6 protein-coding genes are annotated in these 24,728 nt (G+C 74.0%); 2 read left to right on the top strand and 4 right to left on the bottom strand.

Annotated elements, in window-relative coordinates; translation table 11 throughout:
* Window positions 1–63: 63 nt before the first annotated feature.
* The gene (locus ACWCPM_RS32265) at window positions 64–1,425 is read right to left on the bottom strand and encodes a lysine N(6)-hydroxylase/L-ornithine N(5)-oxygenase family protein (RefSeq protein ID WP_450979812.1); all 1,362 of its coding nucleotides are present in this window, start codon (window positions 1,423–1,425) and stop codon (window positions 64–66) included.
* Between the two features lie 100 nt (window positions 1,426–1,525).
* On the opposite strand from ACWCPM_RS32265, the gene ACWCPM_RS32260 reads away from it, so the two are divergent.
* On the top strand, window positions 1,526–2,473 hold the full coding sequence (locus ACWCPM_RS32260) for a methionyl-tRNA formyltransferase (protein WP_365443718.1): 948 nt from the start codon (window positions 1,526–1,528) through the stop codon (window positions 2,471–2,473).
* Window positions 2,474–2,518: 45 nt separating this feature from the next.
* Here the strand turns inward: ACWCPM_RS32260 and ACWCPM_RS32255 are convergent, their stop codons facing one another.
* From ACWCPM_RS32255 to ACWCPM_RS32245, 3 genes are all read right to left on the bottom strand, one after another.
* The gene (locus ACWCPM_RS32255) at window positions 2,519–3,391 is read right to left on the bottom strand and encodes an ABC transporter ATP-binding protein (RefSeq protein WP_450979811.1); all 873 of its coding nucleotides are present in this window, start codon (window positions 3,389–3,391) and stop codon (window positions 2,519–2,521) included.
* A 4-nt stretch (window positions 3,392–3,395) separates the two neighbouring features.
* Window positions 3,396–4,505, bottom strand: coding sequence for a FecCD family ABC transporter permease (locus ACWCPM_RS32250; protein WP_450979810.1), 1,110 nt, complete (start codon window positions 4,503–4,505; stop codon window positions 3,396–3,398).
* A gap of 89 nt (window positions 4,506–4,594) precedes the next feature.
* Entirely contained in the window at window positions 4,595–5,635 is a 1,041-nt protein-coding gene (locus ACWCPM_RS32245; RefSeq protein WP_450979809.1) for a FecCD family ABC transporter permease, read from the bottom strand.
* Between the two features lie 171 nt (window positions 5,636–5,806).
* Here ACWCPM_RS32245 and ACWCPM_RS32240 point away from each other — a divergent pair, with 171 nt between their 5' ends.
* Window positions 5,807–24,700 (top strand): amino acid adenylation domain-containing protein, encoded by an 18,894-nt coding sequence (locus ACWCPM_RS32240; RefSeq protein WP_450979808.1) that lies wholly within the window; start codon window positions 5,807–5,809, stop codon window positions 24,698–24,700.
* Window positions 24,701–24,728 lie beyond the last annotated feature (28 nt).

Raw genomic sequence — 24,728 nt, 5'->3', positions numbered from 1 at the left:
CGGTGGTCGTCGTGCGGAGACGGCTGGGCCGTCTCCCGCACCGCGACCGTCCGCGTGCGGGACCTATCCCGGAACGCGGTCCGCCCCCGCGAGATCCGCGCCATGGCGGGCCAGCAGCGAGGTGAGGATCTCCCCGGCCCGTACGGCGGTGGTGGACAGCAGGGTGGACGTGAGGCCGTGGGTGTGCTCGGTGCCGCCCTGGAGGTAGATGCCGGCGGTGACGTTCGACGTCGTCACCACCCGGTGGTCGCGGCCGACTTCGAGAGTGTCCTCCTCGTCGCGCACGCAGAGCTTGGCCAGTTCGCCGAGGTTGTCGGCGATGCCCTGCGGCTGGTAGCCCGTCGCGTACACGAGCAGGTCGGAGGCGATGACCTCCCGCTCGCCGGTCGGCAGGAACTCCACCGTCACCTTCACGTCGTCCGCGCCGGCCTCGACCTCGCGGATGCGGGAGACGTTCATCATCCGCAGCCGTTGCCTGCCCTGGACCTTCTCCTGGTACATCGTCCGGGACAGCGCCTCGATCAACTCCATGTCGACCACGGAGTAGTTGGTGCCGCGGTGGTACTCGAACAGCGCCTGCTTCACCTCGCGGGGCGCGCCGTAGTACAGGTCGACGGCCTCGGGGTCGAAGATCCGGTTGGCGAAGGGGCTGTCGTCCGCCGGGGTGTAGCCGTACTTGGCGAACACCGAGCAGACCTCGGCGTCGGGGAAGGAGCGGTGGAGGAAGTCCACGGCCTCGGCGGCGCTCTGACCGGCCCCGAGGACGACGGCACGGCGTACGGGCGTCGCGGAGCCCAGGAGCCGGTCCACCCGCGGCAGCAACTCGCTGGTGTGCCACACCCGTCCGGACCGCTCGGCGCCGGGCGGCAGACGCGGCTCCAGACCGGTGGCCACGCAGACGTTGCGGGCCCGGCGGACCGTCAGCCGCTCCGGGTCGGCCGGGTCGCGGCTGGTGACGTCGAACCAGCGGACCTCGCCGTCCTCGGTGACGGGCCGCACGGAGACGACCTCCGAGGAGTACGCGACGAGCGGCGCGACGCGGCTCGCGGCCCACTCGAAGTAGTCGTGGAACTCGATACGCAGCGGGAAGAGCGTCTTCTGGTTGAGGAAGTCGACCAGCCTCCCGCGCTCGCGCAGGTAGCACAGGAAGCTGAAGTCGCTTGTGGGGTCGCGCATCGTGACCAGGTCCTTGAGGAAGGACACCTGCATGGTCGCGTCGTCGATGAGCATGCCGCGATGCCAGCCGAATCGAGGCTGTTTCTCGAGGAACAGCGCCCGGATCCCGTCTCCTCCGGCCGGTGACGCGCCGTGCTCCTGGAGCGCGATCGCCAGGGCGAGGTTGGACGGTCCGAAGCCGATGCCCAGAAGGTCGTGGACGTGATCCGGCTCGCTCTGCAGTGTTCTCACCGCTTCATCGCCTCCCATGAAGAGGGGAGGGCGTTCCGGAAGTTGGAACACGGCCTCCCCCAAGCAGGCACATGCTAGATAAGGTTAGCCTTACCTAGCAATGCCTGAGGAGGCCTATATGCGGGTCGTCATGTTCGGCTATCAGACGTGGGGGCACCGGACGCTGCGGGCTCTGCTCGCCTCCGACCACGAGGTGGTCCTCGTCGTCACCCACCCCAAGAGCGATCACGCGTACGAGCGAATCTGGAGCGATTCGGTCGCCGATCTGGCCGAACAGCACGGCGTGCCCGTGCTGTTGCGCAACCGGCCGGGCGACGACGAGCTCCTGCGCGCGCTCAAGGAGGCCGAGCCGGACATCATCGTGGCCAACAACTGGCGCACCTGGCTGCCCCCGGAGATCTTCGAGCTGCCACCGCACGGCACGCTCAACGTCCATGACTCGCTGCTGCCTTCCTATGCGGGCTTCTCCCCGCTGATCTGGGCGCTCATCAACGGCGAGAAGCAGGTCGGGGTCACCGCCCACCGCATGGACGCGGAACTCGACATGGGCGACATCCTGCTCCAGCGCGCGGTACCGGTCGGTGCCACCGACACCGCGACGGACCTGTTCCACCGCACGGTCGACCTGATCGGCCCGATCGTGACCGACGCCCTGGACCTCATCGCCTCCGGCAAGGCGGTGTGGACGCCGCAGGACCGGTCCCGCTCCAGCTTCTTCCACAAGCGGTCCCTGGAGGACAGCCGGATCGACTGGACCTGGCCGGCCGAGGACCTGGAGCGGTTCGTACGGGCGCAGTCCGACCCGTACCCGAACGCCTTCACGCATCACCGCGGCGAGCGGATCCGGATCGTCTCGGCCGCCGTCTCCGAGGGCCGCTACGGGGGCACTCCGGGGCGGATCTTCATCCGCGAGGGCGACGGCGTGGTCGTCGTCGCCGGCGCCGGGGCGCGCTCCGGACGGCTGCCCGGCCTGGTCGTCAGGCGGGTGCGTACCGCCGACGGCACCGAGCACGCCGCCACCGACTACTTCCGCACCATGGGCGGCTATCTGACGCCGCATCCGTAGCGAAACCCGTCGGGCGGGCCGGCGACGCCACCGGCCCGCCCCTCGTCAGCCGGCCGCGCCCGGTACGGCGACCGGGGCCGCGTCCTCCGTGCCCTCGTGGTGGCGTCCCATGGGGATGACCATCGGCGTCCGGCTGACGGGGTCCTCGCCGACCACGCAGCGCAGCCCGAAGACCTCCTCCACCATCGCGGCGGTGACGACGTCGGCGGGCGCGCCCTCGCCCACGACCCGGCCCGACTTCATCGCGACGACGTGATCGGCGTACCGGCACGCCTGGTTGAGGTCGTGCAGCACCATCACCACCGTGCGTCCCTGATGCCGGTTCAGGTCGGTCACCAGGTCGAGGACGTCGATCTGGTGCGCGAGGTCCAGATAGGTTGTCGGCTCGTCGAGCAGCATCACCGGGGTGCCCTGGGCGACCGCCATGGCGATCCAGGCCCGCTGCCGCTGGCCGCCCGAGAGCGCGTCGACGGGCCGGTGCGCGAGGTCCGTCATCGCGGTGGCCCGCAGCGCGCCGTGCACCGCCTCCTCGTCCGCGGCCGACCACTGCCGCCACCACGTCTGGTGCGGTGAACGCCCGCGCCCGACCAGATCGATGACGGTCAGCCCCTCGGGCGCGACCGGCGTCTGCGGCAGGATGCCGAGCCGCTGCGCCAGGGCGCGGGTGGGTATCGCGTGCACCGAGCGCCCGTCGAGGTAGACGGCACCCGCCTTCGGGGTCAGCAGCCGGGCCAGCGCCCGCAGCAGGGTCGACTTGCCGCACGCGTTCGCGCCGACGATCGCCGTGATCCGGCCGGAGGGGATCACCACGTCGAGGTCCTCGACGACCACCCGGTCGTCGTACGCCAGCCGCAGGCCCTCGGCGCGCAGGTCGGGCCCCTCGCCGGCGCCCTCGTACACCTCGTGCTTCGATGACACGTCTTCAGCCTCCTGAACCGGCGCGGTTGGCGCGGACGAGCAGCCACAGCAGTACGGGGGCGCCCAGGACGCCCGTGACGATCCCCACCGGGAGTTCCGTGTCCGGGATCAGCTTCCGGGCGATCAGGTCGGACACCAGCACCATCACGGCGCCCGTCAGACCTGCGGCCACGGGCGGCGGGACGGCGGTGCCGGACAGGCGCTGGGCGATCTGGGGCGCGGCGAGCGCCACGAACGCGACCGGTCCGGCGGTCGCCGTGCCGAAGGCCACCAGGCCGACGGAGACGAGCAGCACGGCCACCCGGACCGTCTGGACGCGGGTGCCCAGTCCCCGGGCCACGTCGTCGCCCAGTTGCAGGGTCCCCGTCTGCCGTCCCAGCAGCAGTGCCGCCGGCACCAGCACGGCCATGGTCGCCGCGAGCGGGCCGATCTGGTCCCAGGTGCGGCCGTTGAGGTTGCCGACCAGCCAGCCGAGGGCCGCCTGCGCCTGGAACCGGCTGCCGTGCGCCATGAGGTAGTCGGTGACGCTGGTGCAGATCCAGGCGATGCCGACGCCGACGAGGACGATCCGGTAGCCGGTGGTGCCGCGGCTCCACGCCAGGACGTACACCAGTAGCGCGGCCGTCAACGCGCCGAGCAGGCCCAGGGCCTGGGTGCTCAGGCCCGTGTCCCAGCCGAGGACGATGCCGGCCACGACCGCCGCGCCGGCGCCCTGGGTGATGCCCATCATGTCGGGGCTGGCGAGCGGGTTGAGCGTCATGGTCTGGAGCAGGGCGCCCGAGATGCCGAACGCGATGCCGACCAGCAGGCCCGCGAGGGCGCGCGGCAGGCGCAACTCATGGACGATCAGCCGGGTTCCCGGGTCGCCGCCGCCGAACAGGGCCCGCATCACGTCGGTGAGCGGAAGGCCGATGTCCCCGATCGCGGTCTCCACCGAGAACGCGAGGAAGGCGCATGCGGCGAGCACCAGGCAGACGGCCGCCGGCCGGAGCCGCAGCACCCCGGAGACGGGCGGGAAGCCGAGCCGGAAGGAGACGCGGCCGGGTGAGCGGGGGACCGTTGTCAGGTCCGCCGCGTCCTTCCTCCCGGCCCCGGGCGCGAGTTCGGTCGTCATACGGTCACACCTTCGTGCGTGGGTTCGTCTGGGGCCGGCTCGGCGCCCCGGTGCGGTGAGGCCCATGGACTCCGCGGCGACGCCATGGCTCAGAGCTCCGCGAGACGTCGGCGGCGGACCAGGGCGATGAAGAACGGGCCCCCGATGAAGGCGACCAGGACGCCGGCCTGGATCTCCACGGGGCGGGCGATCAGCCGGCCGGTGATGTCCGCCGCCAGCAGCAGGCAGGGGGCGAGCACCGCCGACAGGGGCAGCAGCCAGCGGTGGTCGGGGCCGATGCCGGCGTACTGGCTGAGGACGCGCGCGATGTGGGGCACGACCAGGCCGACGAAGACGACCGGCCCGATCACGGCGACCGCTCCACCGGTGAGCAGCGTGACGGCGACGACCCCGCAGACACGGACCGTGCCCAGCTTCAGCCCGAGCGACTTGGCGACGTCGTCGCCGAGCGCGAGGCTGTTCAGCGCGGGCGCGCAGGCGAGGGCGAGAACCGCCCCGACCACCAGGAACGGCAGGACGCGCACGAGGACTTCGTCGTTCTGGTCGGCGAGCGAGCCCGCGGACCAGAAGCGGTAGCGGTTGAGGGCGTCCGGGTCCGTCAGTGCGATCGCGCTGGTCAGCGAGAACAGCAGAGAGGTCACGGCCACGCCGGCCAGGGCCAGTTTGACCGGGGTGGATCCGGAACGGCCCAGCCCGCCCAGGAGGTAGACCAGCACACTGGCCACCAGCGCGCCGGCGAAGGCGAACCAGATGTAGCCGTGGACCGTCCCGATGCCCAGGACACCGACGGACAGCACGACGGCGAAGGCGGCGCCCGCGCTGACGCCCAGGATGCCCGGGTCGGCCAGCGGGTTGCGGGTGAGGGCCTGCATCAGAGCCCCCGACAGACCCAGCGCCGCGCCGGTGGCGAGGCCCAGTGCGGTGCGGGGCAGCCGCACCGACCAGATCACGTTCTCGACACGGGAGTTGGGCGCGTCACCGACGAGCGTGTCCCAGACCTGGTCGAGGGGTACGGCGAGCGCGCCGTACGCCATGGAGAGGGCGCACAGCGCGAAGAGCGCCACGCCGCTGAGCGCGAGCAGTGCCACTGCGCGGGGGCCTTTCGCCGCCCGGACCGCCGAGGTCCCCACGTGAACTTCCTTTGATGAGGCTTGCCTTAGCCAAGCGTAGGGCGAGACGGCCCGGCATCCCACCCCTGGGTGGACCCTGCGCCGACCCTGTGAATAAGGTAACCCTTACCTTAGTATGTCGCCGACCCCCGGCCCAGGGCCGGGGCAGACCGGCTGGGGAGGCACGCTGCTGTGTGCGGTTCCGAAGAAGTTCTGGCGTACTGGCGGCGGATTCTGACCCCGCTTCCGCTGGAGATGTCCCTGCCCACCGACCGGCCGCATCCGGCGGAGCCGCCGGCGCTGCGGGAGACCCGCACCCTGGCCGACGTACCCGACGCCCCGGACACCGTGCGGCTCGCGGCGTTCGCGGCCCTGCTGCACCGCTACAGCGGCGCGCCCGACGTCACCGTCGGCCACGACGGGCTCCCGGTGCGGGTCTCCCTCGACCACGAGCCCACCTTCACGGAACTCGTGCGCCGAGTGACGGAGGCATGGGAGGAGGCGGAGACCCACCGGGTGCCCGCCGAGCTCCTCGTCGACGAACTGCGCCCCCGGCCGACACGCGGCGGCGGCCTGTTCTTCCACACGGCGTTCGCGACGGCCGCCCGCCCCGCCGGCGACCTGCCCGCCCCCGTCGACGTGCTGCTGGAGGTGCGCGAGGGCGAGGCGCGGGTGACGTACGACCCCCGCCTGTTCGACGGCGCCACCGTGGAGCGGCTGCTCGGCCACTACCGGGTCCTGCTCGCCGACGCGCTGGCCCGGCCCGGGACCCCGGTCGCCCGGCTCGACCTGATGGGCCCGGACGAGACGCGGCAGGTCGTCGCCGACTGGAACGCCACCGGGCACACGGTGCCGCCGCTCACCTGGCCCGCGATGTTCGCCGCACAGGTACGGGAGCGTCCCGACTCCGTCGCCCTGGTCCTCGAGGACGAGGAACTCACCTACGCCGAGCTGGACGCCCGGGCGAACCGTCTCGCCCACGCCCTGATCGCGCGCGGCGCCGGCCCCGAACGCATCGTCGCGCTGGCCCTGCCGCGCTCCACCGACCTGATCGTCGCCGAGGTCGCCGTCCTCAAGTCGGGCGCCGCCTATCTGCCGATCGACCACGACTACCCGGTGGACCGCATCGCGTACATGCTCGGCGACGCGGCACCGGTCTGTGTCGTGACGACCGAGGAGAGCGCGCGGGAGCTGCCCGAGCACGACGGCATGACCCTGCTCGCCCTCGACGCGCCCGACACCGCGGCCGAGTTGGCAGGGCGCCCCGCCCATGACCCTGCCGCACCCGTCTCGCTGCTGAACGCCGCCTACGTCATCTACACCTCGGGCTCGACGGGCCGCCCCAAGGGCGTGGTCCTCGCCCACAGCGGCGTCGCGAAACTCGTCGCCACCCAGAGCGAGCGCTTCGGCATCGGACCGCACAGCCGGGTGCTCCAGTTCGCCTCGCCCAGCTTCGACGTCGCCTTCTGGGATCTCTGCCTCGGCCTGCTCTCCGGCGGCCGGCTGGTCGTCGTACCCACCGAACGGCGGGTGCCCGGTCCGCCGCTCGCCGACTACGCGCACGCCCACGGCATCACCTTCATGATCCTGCCGCCCGCGCTGCTCGACGCCATGCCCGAGGACGTGCGGCTGCCGCCCGCGGCGACCCTGCTGGCGGGCACCGAGCGGGTCTCCCCGGAACTCGTGGGCCGCTACGCGCGCGGACGGATGATGTTCAACGCGTACGGGCCGACGGAGGCCACCACCAACTCCACCCTCGGGCTGTGCGATCCGGACATCCCGGCCGGCTCCATCGTGCCGATCGGCGTCCCCGACCCCGGCACGCGCGCGTACGTCCTCGACGCCTTCCTCCAGCCGGTCCCCGCCGGTGTCACGGGAGAGCTCTACCTCGCGGGAGCGGGCCTCGCGCGCGGCTATCTGGGCCGCCCGGACCTGACCGCCGAGCGGTTCGTCGCCGACCCCTTCGGCGCGCCCGGCGAACGCCTCTACCGCACCGGTGACCTGGTCCGCTGGAAGGCCGACGGACGGCTGGAGTTCCTCGGCCGCGCCGACGCCCAGGTGAAGATCCGCGGCTTCCGCATCGAACCCGGCGAGATCGAGTCCGTGCTGCGCGGCCACCCCGCCGTCGACCAGGTCACCGTGGTGGCCCGCGAGGACCGCCCCGGCGAACGGCGGCTCGCCGCGTACGTCGTGCCCGCCCTGGACGGGCCGCGCGACGCCGACCGGGACACCCAGGTCGAGGAGTGGAAGCAGCTGCACGAACTCCTCTACGGCGCCGCCGGGTCCGAGGGGTCCCGCGAGCACGCCGACGGCTTCCGCGAGAACTTCGCGGGCTGGAACAGCATGTACGACGGCCGGCCGATCCCCGTCGAGGAGATGCGCGAGTGGCGGGACGCGACCGTCGAGCGCATCCGCGGACTCGGCCCCGCCCGCCGGGTGCTGGAGATCGGCGTCGGCAGCGGCCTGATCCTGTCCCGCATCGCGCCGCACTGCGAGGCGTACTGGGGCACCGACCTGTCCCGGCAGGCGATCGACGCCCTCGGAGCCCAGCTGGCTGCCGACCCGGAACTGGCCGCCAAGGTCGAGCTGAGCGCCCGGCCCGCGCACGACACCGAGGGACTGCCCACCGGCTGGTTCGACACCGTCGTCCTCAACTCCGTCGCCCAGTACTTCCCCAGCGCCGACTATCTCCAGGACGTACTGCACAAGGTCGCGGGGCTGCTCGCGCCGGGCGGACGCGTCTTCGTCGGCGACGTCCGCAACCTGCGGCTGCTGCGCACCCTGCGCGCCGCCGTCGAGACCCGGCGCTCGGCGGGTCAGGACGAGGCGGACAAGAGCGCCCTGCGCACGGCCGTCGAGCAGTCGGTGCGCTGGGAGGGCGAACTCCTCCTCGACCCCGACTTCTTCGCCGCGCTCGACGGGTTCGACAGCGACATCCGCGTCAAGCGCGCCGCCCACCACAACGAACTCAGCCGGTACCGGTACGACGTCGTCCTGCGCCCCGCGAGTGCCGCGGCCGGCGTACCGGACGAGCGCGAGGTGCACTGGGCCGCGGCCGGCGGACTCACCGGCCTCGCCGGACTGCTGGCCGAGCGCCCACGGCGGCTGCGGGTCACCGGTGTGCCCAACGCACGGCTCGCCGACGACCTGGCCGACCTGCGGTGGCTGGAGGGCAGCGGCCAGGAGGCGGCGCCCGGCGTCGACCCCGAGGACGTCGACCGCCTGGCCGCCGAGCACGGCTACGGGGTGGCCCTCACCTGGAACGGCACCGCCGACGACGGCGCGTTCGACGTGCTCCTCGGTCTCGACGGCCCGCTGACCGGGTCCTACCGCACCGCCGGGTCGTACCCGCACGCCAACCGCCCCGCCCCCTTCCGCGACGTGACCGCCCTGATGCGGAGCCTGCGCGCGCACGCCGCCGAGTGGCTGCCCGACTACATGGTCCCGTCCGCGTTCGTCCCGCTGCACACCCTGCCGGTCACCCCCAGCGGCAAGATCGACGCCAAGGCCCTGCCCGTCCCCGACCGTTCCGCGATGAGCTCGGGGCGCCCCCCGCGCACCGTTCGCGAGAGACTGCTCTGCGGGCTGTACGCCGGAGTGCTCGGGTTGGACTCCGTCACGGCCGAGGACGACTTCCTCGCCCTCGGCGGCGACAGCATCACCGCCATCCAACTCCTGGTCCGGGCACGGGAGGCGGGCCTCCGGCTCACCACCCGTGACGTGTTCCGCCACCGCACCGTCGAAGCCCTCGCCAAGGCCGCCGTCGAACGCACCGGCGAACACACCGCCGACCACCCGCTGGTGGAGGCCGACGCGGCCGAACTCGCCGAGATCCAGGGCACCCGGCCGCTCCCCGTCGCGGAACTGCTCCCGCTCACCCCGCTCCAGCAGGGCTTCTTCTTCCACGCGCTGAGCGGCGGCCCGGACGGCGACGCCTACGTGGTGCAGCAGGTGCTGGACCTGGCCGGACCGGTCGACGGCCCCACCCTGCGCCGCGCCGCGCAGCGCCTCCTGGACCGGCACGCGCCGCTGCGCGCCGCCTTCCGCCAGCGCCCCGACGGCACCCCCGTCCAGATCATCACCCGGGACGCCGAGCTGCCGTGGCGGGAGATCGACCTCTCGGCACAGGACGGCGAGGTCCGCGAGGCGCTGGGCGACGCGGTCGCCGAGGACGAGCGTTCCGGTGGCTTCGACCTGGCCGCGCCGCCGCTGCTGCGCTGCGCCCTGATCCGGCTCGGCGAACTCCGCTGCCGGCTCGTCCTGACGTTCCACCACATCGTGGCCGACGGCTGGTCGCTGCCCGTCCTGCACCGCGAGCTGATGGCCTGCTACGGCGACGACACGCCGCCCCTGCCCGACGTCACCCCCTACCGCGCCTTCCTGCGCCGCCTCGCCGAGCAGGACCGTGACGCGGCCGGCGACGCCTGGCGCACCGCCCTCGCCGGGCTCGACGAGCCCACCCGGCTCGTCGACACCCCGGGGACGGGAGCGCCGGTGCGGCCCGCGCACATCCGCGTGGAGCTGCCCGAGTCGACCACCGCGCGCCTCACCGAGCGGGCCCGCGCCCACGGCGTCACCCTCGGCACGGTGGTCCAGGCCGCCTGGGGACTGCTGCTGGGCAGACTGACCGGCCGGCACGACGTGGTGTTCGGCACCACCGTCTCCGGCCGCGACAGCGAGGTCGACGGCATCGCCGCCATGGTGGGCCTCTTCATCAACACCCTGCCGACCCGCTTCCGCTGGGCGCCGGGCGAGCCGCTCGGCGAGCTGCTGGTCCGCCTCCAGGACGAGCAGGCCCGCCTCCTCGACCACCAGCACCTGGGCCTCGCCGAGATCCAGCGGCTGGCCGGGCACGCGGGCGGGGGCGAACTCTTCGACACCCTCGTGGTGTTCGAGAACTACCCCGCCGAGACGGACCTGCGGGACTCCTCGGGCGGCATCCGGATCACCGGCGACGCGTTCCACGACGCCGTCCACTATCCGCTGGCCCTCGTCGTCAAGCCCGGCCGCCGGCTCGACCTGCGGCTCAAGCATCACACGGAACGGCTGGACGCCGACGCCGTCCGCGCGCTCGGCGACCGGCTCGCCCGCATCCTGGAGGCGATCGCCGAGGACCCGGAACTCCCCGCCGCCTCCGTCGAACTGCTGTCGCCCGACGAGGCATTGCGCGCCCACCCGGCGGGCGAGGAACACCCCGTCCCGGACACCACCCTGGCCGAGGCGTTCGCGGCGCAGGCCACCCGCACCCCCGACGTGACCGCCGTCCTGTTCGAGGACGAGCGGCTGACGTACGCCGAACTCGACGCCCGCGCCGAGGCGCTGGCGGCCCGGCTGCGCCGTCGCGGCGCGGGTCCCGGCGCGTTCGTCGCGGTCGCGGTCCCGCGGTCCGTGGAGCTGATGGTCGCCCTGATCGGCGTGCTCAAGTCGGGCGCCGCCTACCTGCCGGTCGACCTCGACTACCCGGCCGACCGGGTGGCCCACATGCTCGCCGACTCCGGCGCGACGACGCTGGTCACGCTGTCCGCGTCGGCCGGCCGGCTGCCCCGGCAGGCCCCCTCGGCCGTGCTGCTCGACGCCCCCGAGACGGACGCCGAACCCGTCACCGGGCCCCCGGCCCGCCCCGGCGATCCCGCCTACCTCATCTACACCTCCGGCTCGACCGGCCTGCCCAAGGGCGTGGTCGTCACCCACCGCGCCATCGTCAACCGGCTCGCCTGGATGCAGGCCGCCTACGGGCTGCGCGCCGACGACCGGGTGCTCCAGAAGACCCCGTCCAGCTTCGACGTGTCCGTGTGGGAGTTCTTCTGGCCGCTCCTCGAAGGCGCGGCCGTGGTCCTCGCCCGGCCCGACGGCCACCGCGACCCGGCATATCTGGCGGCGCTCGTCCGCGAGCGGTCCGTCACCACGATGCACTTCGTGCCGTCGATGCTGGAGGCGTTCCTCCAGTCCGACGACGTCACCGCCGACCCCGCCTGGGCGGCGTCCCTGCGCTGCGTGCTGAGCAGCGGCGAGGCGCTGCCGACGGCCGCCGCGAGCCGCTGGCTCGAGCTGACCGGCGTACCGCTGCACAACCTGTACGGCCCGACCGAGGCCGCCGTCGACGTCACCCACCACCCCTGCGACGGCGACACCGGCACGACCGTGCCCATCGGGCGGCCGGTGTGGAACACCGGCCTGCGCGTGCTCGACCCGTGCCTGCGGCCGGTGCCCGACGGGGTCCCGGGTGAGCTGTACCTGACGGGCGCGCAGCTGGCGCGCGGCTACCACGGCCGCCCGGCGCTGACCGCCGAACGGTTCACGGCCGACCCCTACGGCCCGCCCGGCACCCGGATGTACCGCACCGGCGACCTGGTACGGCGCCGCGCGGACGGCGTGGTCGAGTACCTGGGCCGCACCGACCGGCAGGTCAAGCTGCGCGGCAACCGCGTCGAACCCGGCGAGATCGAGGCCGCGCTGGCGAGCCTGCCCGAGGTGGCGCAGGCGGCCGTGACGGTACGGGACGACGCGCTCGTCGCCTACGTCGTGCCGGCGGCCGGCGCCCACGCCGACGCCACGGCGCTGCGTGAGGCGCTGTCCGGCGCCCTCCCCGCCCCGATGGTCCCCGGCGCCTACGTCCTGCTCGACGCGCTCCCGTTGACCCCGAGCGGCAAGCTGGACCGGGCCGCGCTGCCCGCCCCGCGGGCCGTACGGGCCGTGGCCCGCGCGCCCCGCGATCCGCGCGAGCAGCTCCTCACGGAGATCTTCGCGGCCGTGCTGAAGCTCCCCGACGCCGGGGTGGACGACGACTTCTTCCTGCTCGGCGGTGACAGCATCACCTCCATCGCCGTGTCCAGCCGCGCCCGTCGCGCGGGTCTGGCCATCGGCCCGCGCGACGTCTTCGAGCACCGCACCCCGGCGGCCCTCGCCGCGGCGGCCACGGTGGAGGAGCGCCCCGCCGAACCTGCCGGGACGGCTTCCGCGTTCGTCCTCACCGCGGAGGAACGCGCCCGCGTAGAACGGCTCGCCCCCGGCCGCGTCGAGGACGTGTGGCCGCTCGCGCCGCTCCAGGAGGGCCTGTTCTTCCACTCCACCTACGACGACGGGGTCCTGGACGTCTACACCGTCCACGAGTCCTTCGACCTCGCCGAACGGGTCGACACGGACCGGCTGGTGGCGGCCACCCGCACCCTGCTCGCCCGCAACCCCGGCCTGCGCGCCGGCTTCACCAGCGAGGGCCTGTCCCAGCCGGTGCAGTTCATCGTGCGGGACGCCGAGATACCGCTCACCGAGGTCGACCTGACCGGACTGGAGACGGCCGAACAGGACGCCCGGATGCGGGAGTTGATGGAAGAGGAGCGCTCCCGCCGCTTCGACCTCACCAGCCCGCTGCTGTTCCGCATGCTGCTCGTGCGGCTCGGGGAGGGCCGAGGCGACCGCCTGGTGATCGGACGCCATCTGATCCTGTGGGACGGCTGGTCGGCCTGGCTGTTCCTGGACCAGCTGTTCGCCCTGTACGAGAACGGCGCGGACCCCGAGGGCCTCGACCGGCCCGGCTCGTACCGCGACTACCTGACCTGGCTGGAGCACCAGGACGACGCGCAGGCCACCCGCGCCTGGCGCACCGCCCTGGCCGGGTTCGAGGAGCCCACGCTGCTGGCACCCACGGTCTCGGACCGGGGCCTGGAGCCGGTCATCCCCGAGCAGCTCGACACCGTCCTCGCCCCCGAGGTGGCCGAACGGCTGCGTGACACCACCCGCGGGCACGGCCTCACCCCGAACACGGTCCTCAACGCGGCCTGGGGCCTGGCCCTGGCGACCGTCACCGGCCGCACGGACGTCGCGTTCGGCACGACCGTCGCCGGACGCCCCAGCGAGGTCCCGGACGTCGAGAACGTCATCGGCATGTTCCTCAACACCGTCCCGGCCCGTCTCGCGTTCGACCCGCGCGAGCCGGTCCTCGACCTGCTGCGCCGCGTCCAGGGCGAGCGCCTCGCGCTGATGCCGTACGAGTACCTGGGCCTCGGCGTCCTCCAGGCCGAGACGGGCCACCGGCGCCTGTTCGACACGCTGTTCGTGCTGCGCAACGCCGACACCGACGAGCGGCTCGCCGAGCTGCGCGAACGCCACGGCGCGACCGCCGTCGCCAACGTGGACGCCACCCACTACCCGGCCAACCTGGTCGTCACCCCGGGCGAGCGGGTCCGGGTCGCCCTCGCCTACCGTCCGGACCTGCTGGACGAGGCGTACGCGCGGCGCCTGCTGGACCGGTTCGTGCTCCTGGCCGGCCTGCTGGTGGCCGACCCGTCGGCGCCCGTCGGCTCGCTGCACGCGCTGCTGCCCGCCGAGGCCGACGCGCTGGCCCGTGAGGAGGCCGAGAACCGGCAGCCGGTGCCGCACGAGACCGTCGCGGACATGCTGGCCGCCCAGGCCGCCCGCACCCCCGACGCGACGGCCCTCGTCTTCGGCGCGCAGACCCTCACGTACGCCGAACTCGACGCCCGCTGCAACCGGATGGCCCGGCTGCTCCTCGCGCGCGGCGCCGGACCCGAGAAGGTCGTCGCGCTCGGCCTGCCCCGGTCGATCGACATGGTGGTGGCGCTGTTCGCGGTGCTGCGCACCGGGGCCGCGTACCTGCCGCTGGAGCTCGACCACCCGGCCGAGCGGCTGTCGCTGATGCTGGCCGACGCCCGCCCGCTGCTCCTGCTGTCGACCGGGGCGGTGTCACGGACGCTGACGGGCGACACCCCGCGCGTCCTGCTCGACGCCCCGGACGTGGCGAGCGAGCTCGCGGGGCTGCCCGCCGGCGCCGTGGACGTCACCTTCAGCCTCGACCACCCCGCCTACGTGATCTATACGTCCGGCTCCACCGGCCGCCCCAAGGGCGTGGTCACGCCCTACGTCGGCCTGACGAACATGCAGCTCAACCACCAGAAGGAGATCTTCGCCCCGGCGATCGCCTCGGCGGGCGGACGGCGGCTGCGCATCGCGCACACCGTGTCCTTCGCGTTCGACATGTCCTGGGAGGAGCTGCTGTGGCTCGTCGAGGGCCACGAGGTGCACGTCTGCGACGAGGAACTGCGCCGTGACGCCACCGCGCTGGTGGCGTACTGCGAGGAGCACCGCGTCGACGTGGTGAACGTGACGCCCACCTACGCCCATCTCCTCATCGAGGAGGGCCTGCTGGAGGGGCACCGGCCGCCGCTGGTGCTGCTCGGCGGCGAGGCGGTCACCGAGACGGTGTGGAACACCCTGCGGGACACCGAGGGGACGTACGGCTACAATCTGTACGGGCCCACCGAGTACACGATCAACACCCTCGGCGGCGGCACCCACGACAGCGCCACCCCCACCGTGGGGCGGCCGATCCGCGCGACGCGCGCCCGCGTCCTCGACGCCTGGCTGCGACCGGTGCCGGACGGCGTACCGGGCGAGCTGTACATCGCCGGCGTGGGCCTGGCCCGCGGCTACCTCGACCGCCCGGGACTCACGGCCGAGCGGTTCGCGGCCGACCCGTACGGGCTGCCGGGCGAGCGGATGTACCGCACCGGCGACCTGGTGCGGCGCGGCCCCGACGGCAACCTCGACTTCCTCGGCCGCACCGACGACCAGGTCAAGATCCGCGGGTACCGGGTGGAGCTGGGCGAGATAGAGAACGCGCTCGCCCAGCACCCCGAGGTGTCCCAGGCGGCCGTCGTCGCCCGCGACGACACGAGCGTCCCCGGCACCAAGCGGCTGGTGGGCTACGTCGTCCCGGCGGAACCCGACGCCGAGGCGCTGCGCACGGCCGAGCGGGACCAGATCGGGGAGTGGCGGGAGATCTACTCCGCCGAGTACAGCGAGATCGGCACGGCCGTCTTCACCGAGGACTTCGCGGGCTGGGACAGCTCCTACGACGGCGCCCCCATCCCCGTGGAGCACATGCGCGAGTGGCGCGAGGCCACCGTCGAGCGCATCCGCGAGCTGCGGCCACGGCGGATCCTGGAGATCGGCGTCGGCTCGGGTCTGCTGCTGTCGCGGCTCGCCCCGGACGCGGAGTCCTACTGGGCGACGGATTTCGCGGAGCCCGTGATCCGCAAGATCGGCGAGGACCTGAGGGCCGATCCCGAACTGGCCCGCAAGGTCGAACTGCGCTGCCAGGCGGCCGAGGTGACCGAGGGCCTGCCGGCCGGGTTCTTCGACACGGTCGTCATCAACTCCGTCGTGCAGTACTTCCCGAGCCTGGACCACCTGCACAAGGTGATCCGGGGCGCCATGCGCCTGCTCGCCCCGGGCGGCGCCCTGTTCCTCGGCGACGTGCGCGACCTGCGGCAGGCGCGGGTGTTCCAGACGGGCATCCAGCTCGCCCGCGCGGGCGCGGGCGCGGACACCGACCCGGAGTCGCTGCGCCGGGCGGTGGACCGCGGCCTCGCGCTGGAGAAGGAACTCCTCGTCGACCCCGACTGGTTCAGCACCCTCGGCCTCGGCGTCGAACTGCGCACCAAGGCCGGACGGCACCACGACGAACTGACCCGCTACCGCTACGACGTGGTGCTGTACGAGGGTGAGGACGCCCTGCCGGTCGACGACGCCCCCGTGCTGGACTGGGCGGGGACGGGTGACCTCGTCGCCCGCCTGGACGGCGCGGAGCTGCTCAGGGTCCGCCGGATACCCGACGCACGCACGGCGGACGACCTCGCGGCGACGCGGGCGACGGAGGCCGGACGGCCCGTTCCCGTCCCCGAGGGCGAGGAGCCCGAGCGGCTTCGCCGGCTGGGGGAGTCGCGCGGTTACCGGGTCCTGACCACCTGGTCGGACGAACCGGGCCACTTCGAAGCGGTGTTCGTCCACGGCACCGACCCCCGGCGCACCTCGGGACTGCACCGCCCCCGCCAGGACCGGGGCGCCGTCCCCTACGCCAACACCCCGACCGCCACCCGCGGCAACGGCTCGCTCGTCCGCCGGCTGCGCGAGGAGCTGGGGCAGCGGCTGCCCGGCTACATGGTCCCGGCCGCCTTCGTGGTCCTGCCGCGGCTGCCGATGAACGACAACGGCAAGCTCGACGTGCGGGCACTGCCGGACGCCGAGCCCGCGGTGGCCCTGTCGGAGGGCCGCGGGCCGCGCACCCCCGTCGAGGAGGTGCTGTGCCGTCTGTTCGCCGAGGTGCTGGGGCTGCCGCGCACCGGCGCCGAGGACAACTTCTTCGACCTGGGCGGCCATTCGCTGCTGGCCACCCGGCTGATCAGCCGGGCCCGCACCGAGCTGGGCGCGGAACTGGCGATCCGGGACCTGTTCGAGGCCCCGACCCCCGAGGCGCTGGCGCTGCGCGCGGAGGCGGGCCGGCCCGCCCGGCCGGTGCTGAAGGCCGTACCCCCCGCCGAACGGCCCGCACGCATACCGCTGTCGGCGGCCCAGCGGCGGCTGTGGTTGGTGGAGCGGATCACCGGCGGCGGCGTCGCCTACAACTTCCCGCTGGTCGTCCGGGTACGCGGAGCGCTCGACGCCGACGCCCTGCGGGCCGCGCTGTGTGATGTGACGGATCGCCATGAGACGCTGCGCACTCGGTTCGTGGCGGAGGACGGCGAGCCGCATCAGTGGATCGTGCCGCCCGGCACGGCCGAGCCCGAGGTGCGGGTCACCGACTGCGCCGAGGAGGACCTCGCCGCACGGATCGAGGCTGCCCAGCGCCGTCCCTTCGACCTGGGCGCCGAACTCCCCGTCCGGGCCGAGGTCATGCGGCTCGGCGCCGAGGACCACGTGGTCGCGATCGTGCTGCACCACATCACCACCGACGAGTGGTCGGACCGGCCGTTCCTGGCCGACCTGAACCGCGCCTACGCGGCCCGCGCCGCAGGCGAGCTGCCCGAGCGGGCGCCCCTGCCGGTGCAGTACGCCGACTACACGCTCTGGCAGGAACGACTGCTCGCCGAGGTCGGCGACGAGCAACTCGCCTACTGGTCGCGCATCCTGCGCGACCTGCCCGAGGAGATCCCGCTGCCGCTGGACCGCCCCGGCGCGGCCCGGACCACCGGCCGGGGCGCGGTCGTGCGCCTGGACCTGCCGGCCGCCACGGCGGCGGCACTGCGGGAGCTGGCCGCCGGCCACCAGGTCAGCATGTTCATGCTGTTCCAGGCGGCGACCGCGGCCCTGCTGCACCGGCTCGGCGCCGGGGACGACATCCCGCTCGGCGCCCCGATCGCGGGGCGCACCGACAGCGCGGTGGACGAACTGGTGGGCTTCTTCGTCAACACGCTCGTCCTGCGCACCGACCTGACCGGCGCCCCGACCTTCACCGAACTCCTCGGCCGGGTGAAGGAGGCCGCGCTCGCCGCCTTCGAGCACCAGGACGTGCCGTTCGACCGTGTGGTCGAGGCCGTCAACCCCGCCCGCGTCGCCGACCGCAACCCGCTGTTCCAGGTGATGCTCGGCTACCACCACCGGCCCGACGGCGACCCCGACCTGTTCGGCCTGCCCACCGAGTGGTCCGAGATGGACACCGGCATGGCCAAGTTCGACCTGGACTTCACGTTCGTCGACCACGGTCCCGGACACGACATGGCGCTGCTCCTGGAGTACGCCACCGACCTCACCGACGCGGAGACCGCCGCCCGGCTCGTCGCGCGGCTGGTCGGCCTGCTGGAGCAGGTCGCGTCCGACCCCGCCCGCCCGGTGGGCTCGCTGACCGTCCTGACGGCCGACGAGGAGACGGCGGCCGCCACGGTCTGGAACGACACCACCAGGCCGCTGGAGGCCCGCTCGATCCCGGAGATCCTCGACGAGGTCGTCCGGGCCCGGCCCGACGCCCCGGCGCTCGTCACCGGCGACGAACGGCTCAGCTTCCGGGAACTGGCCGAGCGGGTCGACGCGGTGGCCCGGCTGCTGCTGCGCCGGGGCGCCGGCCCCGAGACGGTCGTCGGACTGGCCCTGCCCCGGCAGCTGATGGTCCCGGCCCTGCTCGGCGTCCTGAGGACAGGGGCCGCCTACCTGCCGCTGGACCCCGAGTACCCCGCCGAGCGGCTGGAGTTCATGCTGCGGGACACCGCGTCCCTGTGCGTCCTCACGACGGCCGACCTGGCGCCGCGACTGCCGCACGACTGCGTGCCGGTGCTGCTCGACGAGGCCGACGCGCCCACGGACGGCGAGGCCCCGGCCACCGCGTCACCCGTCCCGTCCGGCGCCGCGTACGTCATCTTCACCTCCGGCTCCACCGGCCGGCCCAAGGGCGTCGTCGGCACCCACCGCGGACTGGGCAACCTCTTCGCCGTGCAGTGCGACGACATCGTCACACCCGCCGCGCGGGCCGCCGGCCGCGACGCACTGCGGGCCGCGCACGCCGCCTCGTTCAGCTTCGACGGCAGCTGGGAACCCCTGATCTGGCTGCTCGCCGGTCATGAGCTGCATGTGACCGACGAGGCCACCATGGCCGACCCGGCCGCGCTGCTGGCCTATGTGGACCGGGAGCGGATCGACTACCTCGACGTCACCCCGACCTATCTGCGCGAGCTGATCCACCACGGCTTCCTCGCCCCCGGCGGCCATGTCCCGGCAGTGATCACGGTGGGCGGCGAGGCGATCCCCGCCGCGCTCTGGCAACGGCTGTGCGCGCTGCCGGACGTCCAGGTCCACGACATGTACGGACCGACCGAGTGCGCGGTAGACGCCTACGGCCGGCACCACGACGCGTCCGGCCCCTGGGCCGCACCCGTCGGCAACATCCGCGCCCACGTCCTCGACCGGGCCCTGCGGCCCGTCCCCGCGGGCGTCACCGGTGAGCTGTACCTCGCCGGCGAGGGACTGGCTCGCGGCTACCTCAACCGGCCCGGCATGACCGCCGAACGCTTCACCGCCGACCCCTTCGGGGCGCCGGGCAGCCGCATGTACCGCACCGGCGACCTCGCCCGGCGCCACCGGGACGGCACGCTGGAGTTCCAGGGCCGCGCCGACAGCCAGGTCAAGCTGCGCGGCTTCCGCATCGAACTCGGCGAGATCGAGGCGCTGCTCACCGGGCACCCGGACGTGGCGAGCGCCGCCGTCGTCGTGCGGGAGGACACCCCGGGCGTGCGCAGACTGGTGGCGTACGTCCTCGCCGCCGACGGCCGTGAGCCTGACCCGGCGGACCTGCGCGCCCGCATCGCCGCCGCCCTGCCCGCGCACATGGTCCCGACGGCCTTCGTCACCGTCGCCGCGCTGCCGCGCACGGTCTCCGGCAAGCTCGACGAGAAGGCGCTGCCCGCGCCGGACCTCGCCGCGACCGGCTCGGGACGCAGGCCGCGCACCGCCCGCGAGGAACTGCTCTGCGAGGCGTTCGCGGCGGTGCTCGACCTTCCCGAGGTCGGCGTCGACGACGACTTCTTCGCCCTGGGCGGCCACTCGCTGCTGGCCATGCGGCTGACCGCCCGGATCCGCGCCGCGCTCGGCACCGAGGTGTCCCTGCGCACGGTATTCGACGCGCCCACCGTGGCCCGGCTCGCGGAACGCGTCTCGGACGAACAGGACGCCGCCCGCTCCGCCCTGACGGTCCGCCCGCGCCCCGAACGGCTTCCCCTCTCCTCCGCCCAGCAGCGGCTGTGGGTGCTGTACCAGGTGGAGGGCCCCTCCGCGACGTACAACATCCCCACCGCCTGGCGGCTGACCGGCGCTCTGGACGTCGAGGCACTGCGCGCCGCCGTGCACGACCTGGTGGCACGGCACGAGACGCTGCGCACGGTCTTCCCCGACGAGCAGGGCCGAGCCTTCCAGCACGTGCTCGACGCCGCTGACGTGCGCATCCCCTTCGAGGTGGTGGACACCGACGCCGTCCTGCTGCCCGGGCGACTGGAGCGGGCCGGGGCGTACGGCTTCCGGCTGGAGAGCGAACCGCCCCTGCGCGTCCATGTGTTCCGCACCGGCGCACAGGAGTGGACCCTGCTGCTCCTGCTGCACCACATCGCCGGCGACGAGTGGTCGGAGGCCCCGCTCAGCCGGGACCTGGGAGCCGCCTACGCGGCCCGTGCGGCCGGGCGGGCCCCCGAGTGGGAGCCGCTGCCGGTCCAGTACGCCGACTACACGCTGTGGCAGCGTGACGTCCTCGGCGACGAGAAGGACCCGCGCAGCCTCGCCGCGCGGCAGGTCGCCCACTGGCGCGAGGCGCTCGACGGGCTGCCCGAGGAACTGGCGCTGCCCGTCGACCGGCCCCGCCCCCTGGAGGCGAGCTACCGGGGCGGCGCCGCCGACCTGTCGCTCGACGCCGAACTGGCGGCGGACCTGCACCGGTTGGCACGCGACAACGGCGTCAGCGTGTTCATGGTGCTCCAGGCCGCCGTGGCCACCCTGCTCACCCGCCTCGGCGCGGGCCACGACATCCCCCTCGGCAGCCCCATCTCCGGCCGTACCGACGCGGCCCTGGAGGACCTGGTCGGGTTCTTCCTCAACACCCTGGTGCTGCGCACCGACACCTCCGGGGACCCCACCTTCCGGGAACTCCTCGGCCGGGTACGGGAGACCGACCTCGCCGCCTTCGACCACCAGGACGTCCCCTTCGAGCGACTGGTCGAGGCGCTCAACCCCGCACGCTCCCTGGCCCGGCACCCCCTGTTCCAGGTGATGGTCGTGTACCTCGCGTCCGGCGGGGACGACGCCGGGCCGCTGCCCGGACTGCGGGCCCTCCGCGACGACGTGGCACAGACGACCGCCAAGTTCGACCTGTCCTTCGACTTCGTGGAGCGCGCCGACGGCCGCGGGGTCGACGGCGTGCTGGAGTACAGCGCCGAACTCTTCGACCACGCCACCGCGCAGTCCTTCGCGGACCGCCTGCGGCGCGTCCTGCGGGCCGTCACCGCGGACCCGGACGTCCCGCTCGGACGCGTCGGCGTCCTGGACGCCGAGGAGGAGACACGGCTGCGCGCCGGCTGGAACAGCCGCCCCCTCGCCGCCGCGCCGACCACCGTGCCCGCGCTGTTCGAGGAAACGGTGCGCCGGTACCCGGACCGGCCCGCCGCGGCCTCCGACGGCGTCGAGCTCAGCTTCACCGAACTCGACGCGGCGGCCAACCGGCTGGCCCGCCTCCTGGTCGGGCACGGCGCGGGCCCCGAACGGTACGTCGCCCTCGCGCTGCCGCGCACCGCGCACTTCCTGGCGGCCGTGCTCGCCGTGCACAAGGCGGGAGCGGCGTATCTGCCGCTCGACCCGGACGCGCCCCGCGAACGCACGGCCGACGTGCTCGCCGACGCCCGCCCGGTGCTGACCCTCACCACCCGCGCCCTGGCCGGCGCACTGCCACCCGGCACCGAGTCCCTCGTCCTCGACGAGCCCGGCACGGCCGAGCGGATCGCGGTGCAGGACCCGGGCGCCCTCACGGACGCCGACCGGTCGGCCCCGCTGACGCCCCGCCACCCGGCGTACGTCATCTACACCTCCGGCTCGACGGGCCGCCCGAAGGGGGTCGTGGTCACCCACGAGACCCTCGGGCACCTCTTCCACAGCCACCGCGAGACCCTTCACCGGCCGGCCGCCGAGGCCACCGGGCGGCGGCACCTGCGCGCGGGCCACGCCTGGTCCTTCTTCTTCGACGCCTCCTGGCAGCCCCAGCTGTGGCTGCTCGACGGGCACTGCGTGCACGTGGTGTCCGAGGAGGTCCGACGCGACCCCGAACTGCTCGCGGCGGCCGTCGCCGAGCACCGCTTCGACTTCCTGGAGGTCACCCCGTCGTTCTTCGCGCAGATGGCCGACAGCGGTCTGCTGAGCGGTGACGACTGCCCCCTCGCCGTCGTCGGGGTCGGCGGCGAGGCCGTACCGGGGGCGCTGTGGCAGCGGCTCGCCACGCTGCGCGGCACCGAGGCGTTCAACCTCTACGGGCCGACGGAGTCCACCGTGGACGCCCTGGTCGCCCGGGTCCGCGACAGCGAACGCCCGCTCGTCGGAAGGCCGGTGGCCGGCACCCGCGCCTATGTCCTGGACGGGCTGCTCCAGCCGGTGCCGCCCGGCGTCACGGGCGAGCTGTACCTGGCGGGCGGCGGTCTCGCCCGGGGCTACCTGGGCGCGCCGGGGCTCACGGCCGAGCGCTTCGTGGCCGATCCCTTCGGCGCGCCGGGCGGGCGGCTGTACCGCACCGGCGACCTGGCCCGCTGGACGCCCGACGGGCGCCTCGACTACCTCGGCCGCGCCGACGACCAGGTCAAGATCCGCGGCTTCCGCATCGAACCGGCCGAGATCGAGGCCACGCTGACCGGACACCCGGCCGTCGCGCAGGCACTGGTGACGGTACGTCAGGAAGGCCCGCGCAAGCTGCTCGTCGCCCATGTGATCCCGGCCCCGGGCACCGCCCCGGACCCGGGGGCACTGCGCGGCCATGTCGCCGCCCTGCTCCCGGACCACATGGTCCCGGCGGCGGTGGTCGTCCTGGAGCGGTTCCCGCAGCTGGCGAACGGCAAGCTCGACCGCGCCGCGCTGCCCGCGCCGGACTTCTCCGCGCTCTCCTCCGGACGGGCACCCGCCACCCCCGTGGAGGAGCTGCTCTGCACGGTCGTCGGCGAGGTGCTGGGGCTGGAACAGGTCGGTGTGGACGACGACTTCTTCGCCCTCGGCGGCGACAGCATCGTCGCGATGCAGCTCGTCGGCCGCGCCCGCGCGGCAGGTATCCGCATCAGCCCCCGGCTGGTCTTCCGGCACCGCACGGTCGCCGGGCTGAGCGCGGTCGCCGAGGCCGCGGGCGAGACCGGCTCCCGCCCGGTGGACGACGGCACCGGGACCGTGCCGCTCACCCCGGTGATGCACTGGCTGCGCGAACTGGGCGGCCCGTTCGCCACCTACCACCAGGCGGCGCTCGTGCGCACCCCGGCGGACCTGGACCTGCCCGGCCTGACCGCCGTCCTCCAGGCGCTGGCCGACCGGCACGACCTGCTGCGGGCCACCCTGATGCGGCCCTCGCGGGACGCCGTCGAGGACTGGTCGCTGCACGTGCCGCCCGCCGGGGCGGTCGACGCCGCCGGATGGATCGACCGCGTGGACGTGGCGGGCCAGGACGCCGAGACCCTCGCCGCGACCGTACGGGACGAGACGCACGCGGCGCGGGCGCTGCTCGACCCGGACGCGGGCGCGGTGCTCAGAGCGGTGTGGTTCGACGCGGGCGACGCGCCCGGACGACTGCTGCTGATGGCCCACCACCTGGTCGTGGACGGCGTGTCCTGGCGGGTGCTCCTGCCCGACCTGGCCGCGGCCTGGCAGCACGTCGCCGCCGGGCGGCCGGCGCGGCTCACCCCCGTCGAGACGTCCTTCGCGCGCTGGTCGCGGCTGCTGACCGAACTGGCACAGGACCCGGCCAGGGAGGCGGAACTGCCCGTGTGGACGGCCGTCCTGGACGGCGGCACGGAACCCTTCCCGCTCACCCGGGAACTGGACCCGGAGCGCGACACGACCGCCACCCAGCGGGAGGTCGTCCTGCGGATGCCCGCCGAGCACACCGGCCCGCTGCTGTCCACGGTGCCCGCCGCCTTCGGTGCCGGCGTCAACGACGTGCTGCTCGCCGGTCTCGCGCTGGCCTTCGCCGACTGGCGGCGACGGCACGGCGGGAGCGACACCTCCGTCCTGGTCGACCTCGAAGGCCACGGCCGCACCGAGGAACTCGGCGGCGACGACATCGACCTCTCCCGTACGGTCGGCTGGTTCACCAGCGTCTTCCCGGTGCGGCTCGACCCGGGCCCGGCGGACCCGGCCGACGCCTTCGCGGGCGGCCCGGCGGCGGAGGAGGCCGTGCGGCGGGTGCGCGCGCACCTGGCGGCGCTGCCCGCCGACGGAGTCGGGCACGGCATGCTGCGGCACCTCAACCCCCGCACCCGTGAGGTGCTCGCGAGCCGCGAGGCGGCCCGCATCGAGTTCAACTACCTCGGGCGGTTCGGCATCCCCGAGGAGACGGACTGGTCGTACGCGCCCGAGGAGGACGCGGCCGACATCGGCCCCGAGGGCGCCATGCGCGAAGGCCACGCGCTGAGCATCAACGTCGTCACCGAGGACCGGGCGGACGGGCCGGTACTGGCCGCCCACTGGTCCTACCTGGAAGGACTGCTGCCGCGCGAGACGGTCCAGGACCTGGCCGAGACCTGGTTCAGGGCGCTGGAAGGGCTCGTCGCGCGGGCGGAGCGGAACATCCGGTCGTGAACGATCCGGTCGTGAACGATCCGGTCGT

Source organism: Streptomyces sp. NPDC002309 (genome assembly GCF_053593375.1).
This window is presented reverse-complemented; position numbering and strand designations above follow the sequence as displayed.

Bases quoted from the DNA above. Each gene is read 5' to 3' on its own strand.
- ACWCPM_RS32265 (WP_450979812.1), bottom strand. From the start codon at position 1,425: ATGGGAGGCGATGAAGCGGTGAGAACACTGCAGAGCGAGCCGGATCAC.
- ACWCPM_RS32260 (WP_365443718.1), top strand. From the start codon at position 1,526: ATGCGGGTCGTCATGTTCGGCTATCAGACGTGGGGGCACCGGACGCTG.
- ACWCPM_RS32250 (WP_450979810.1), bottom strand. From the start codon at position 4,505: ATGACGACCGAACTCGCGCCCGGGGCCGGGAGGAAGGACGCGGCGGAC.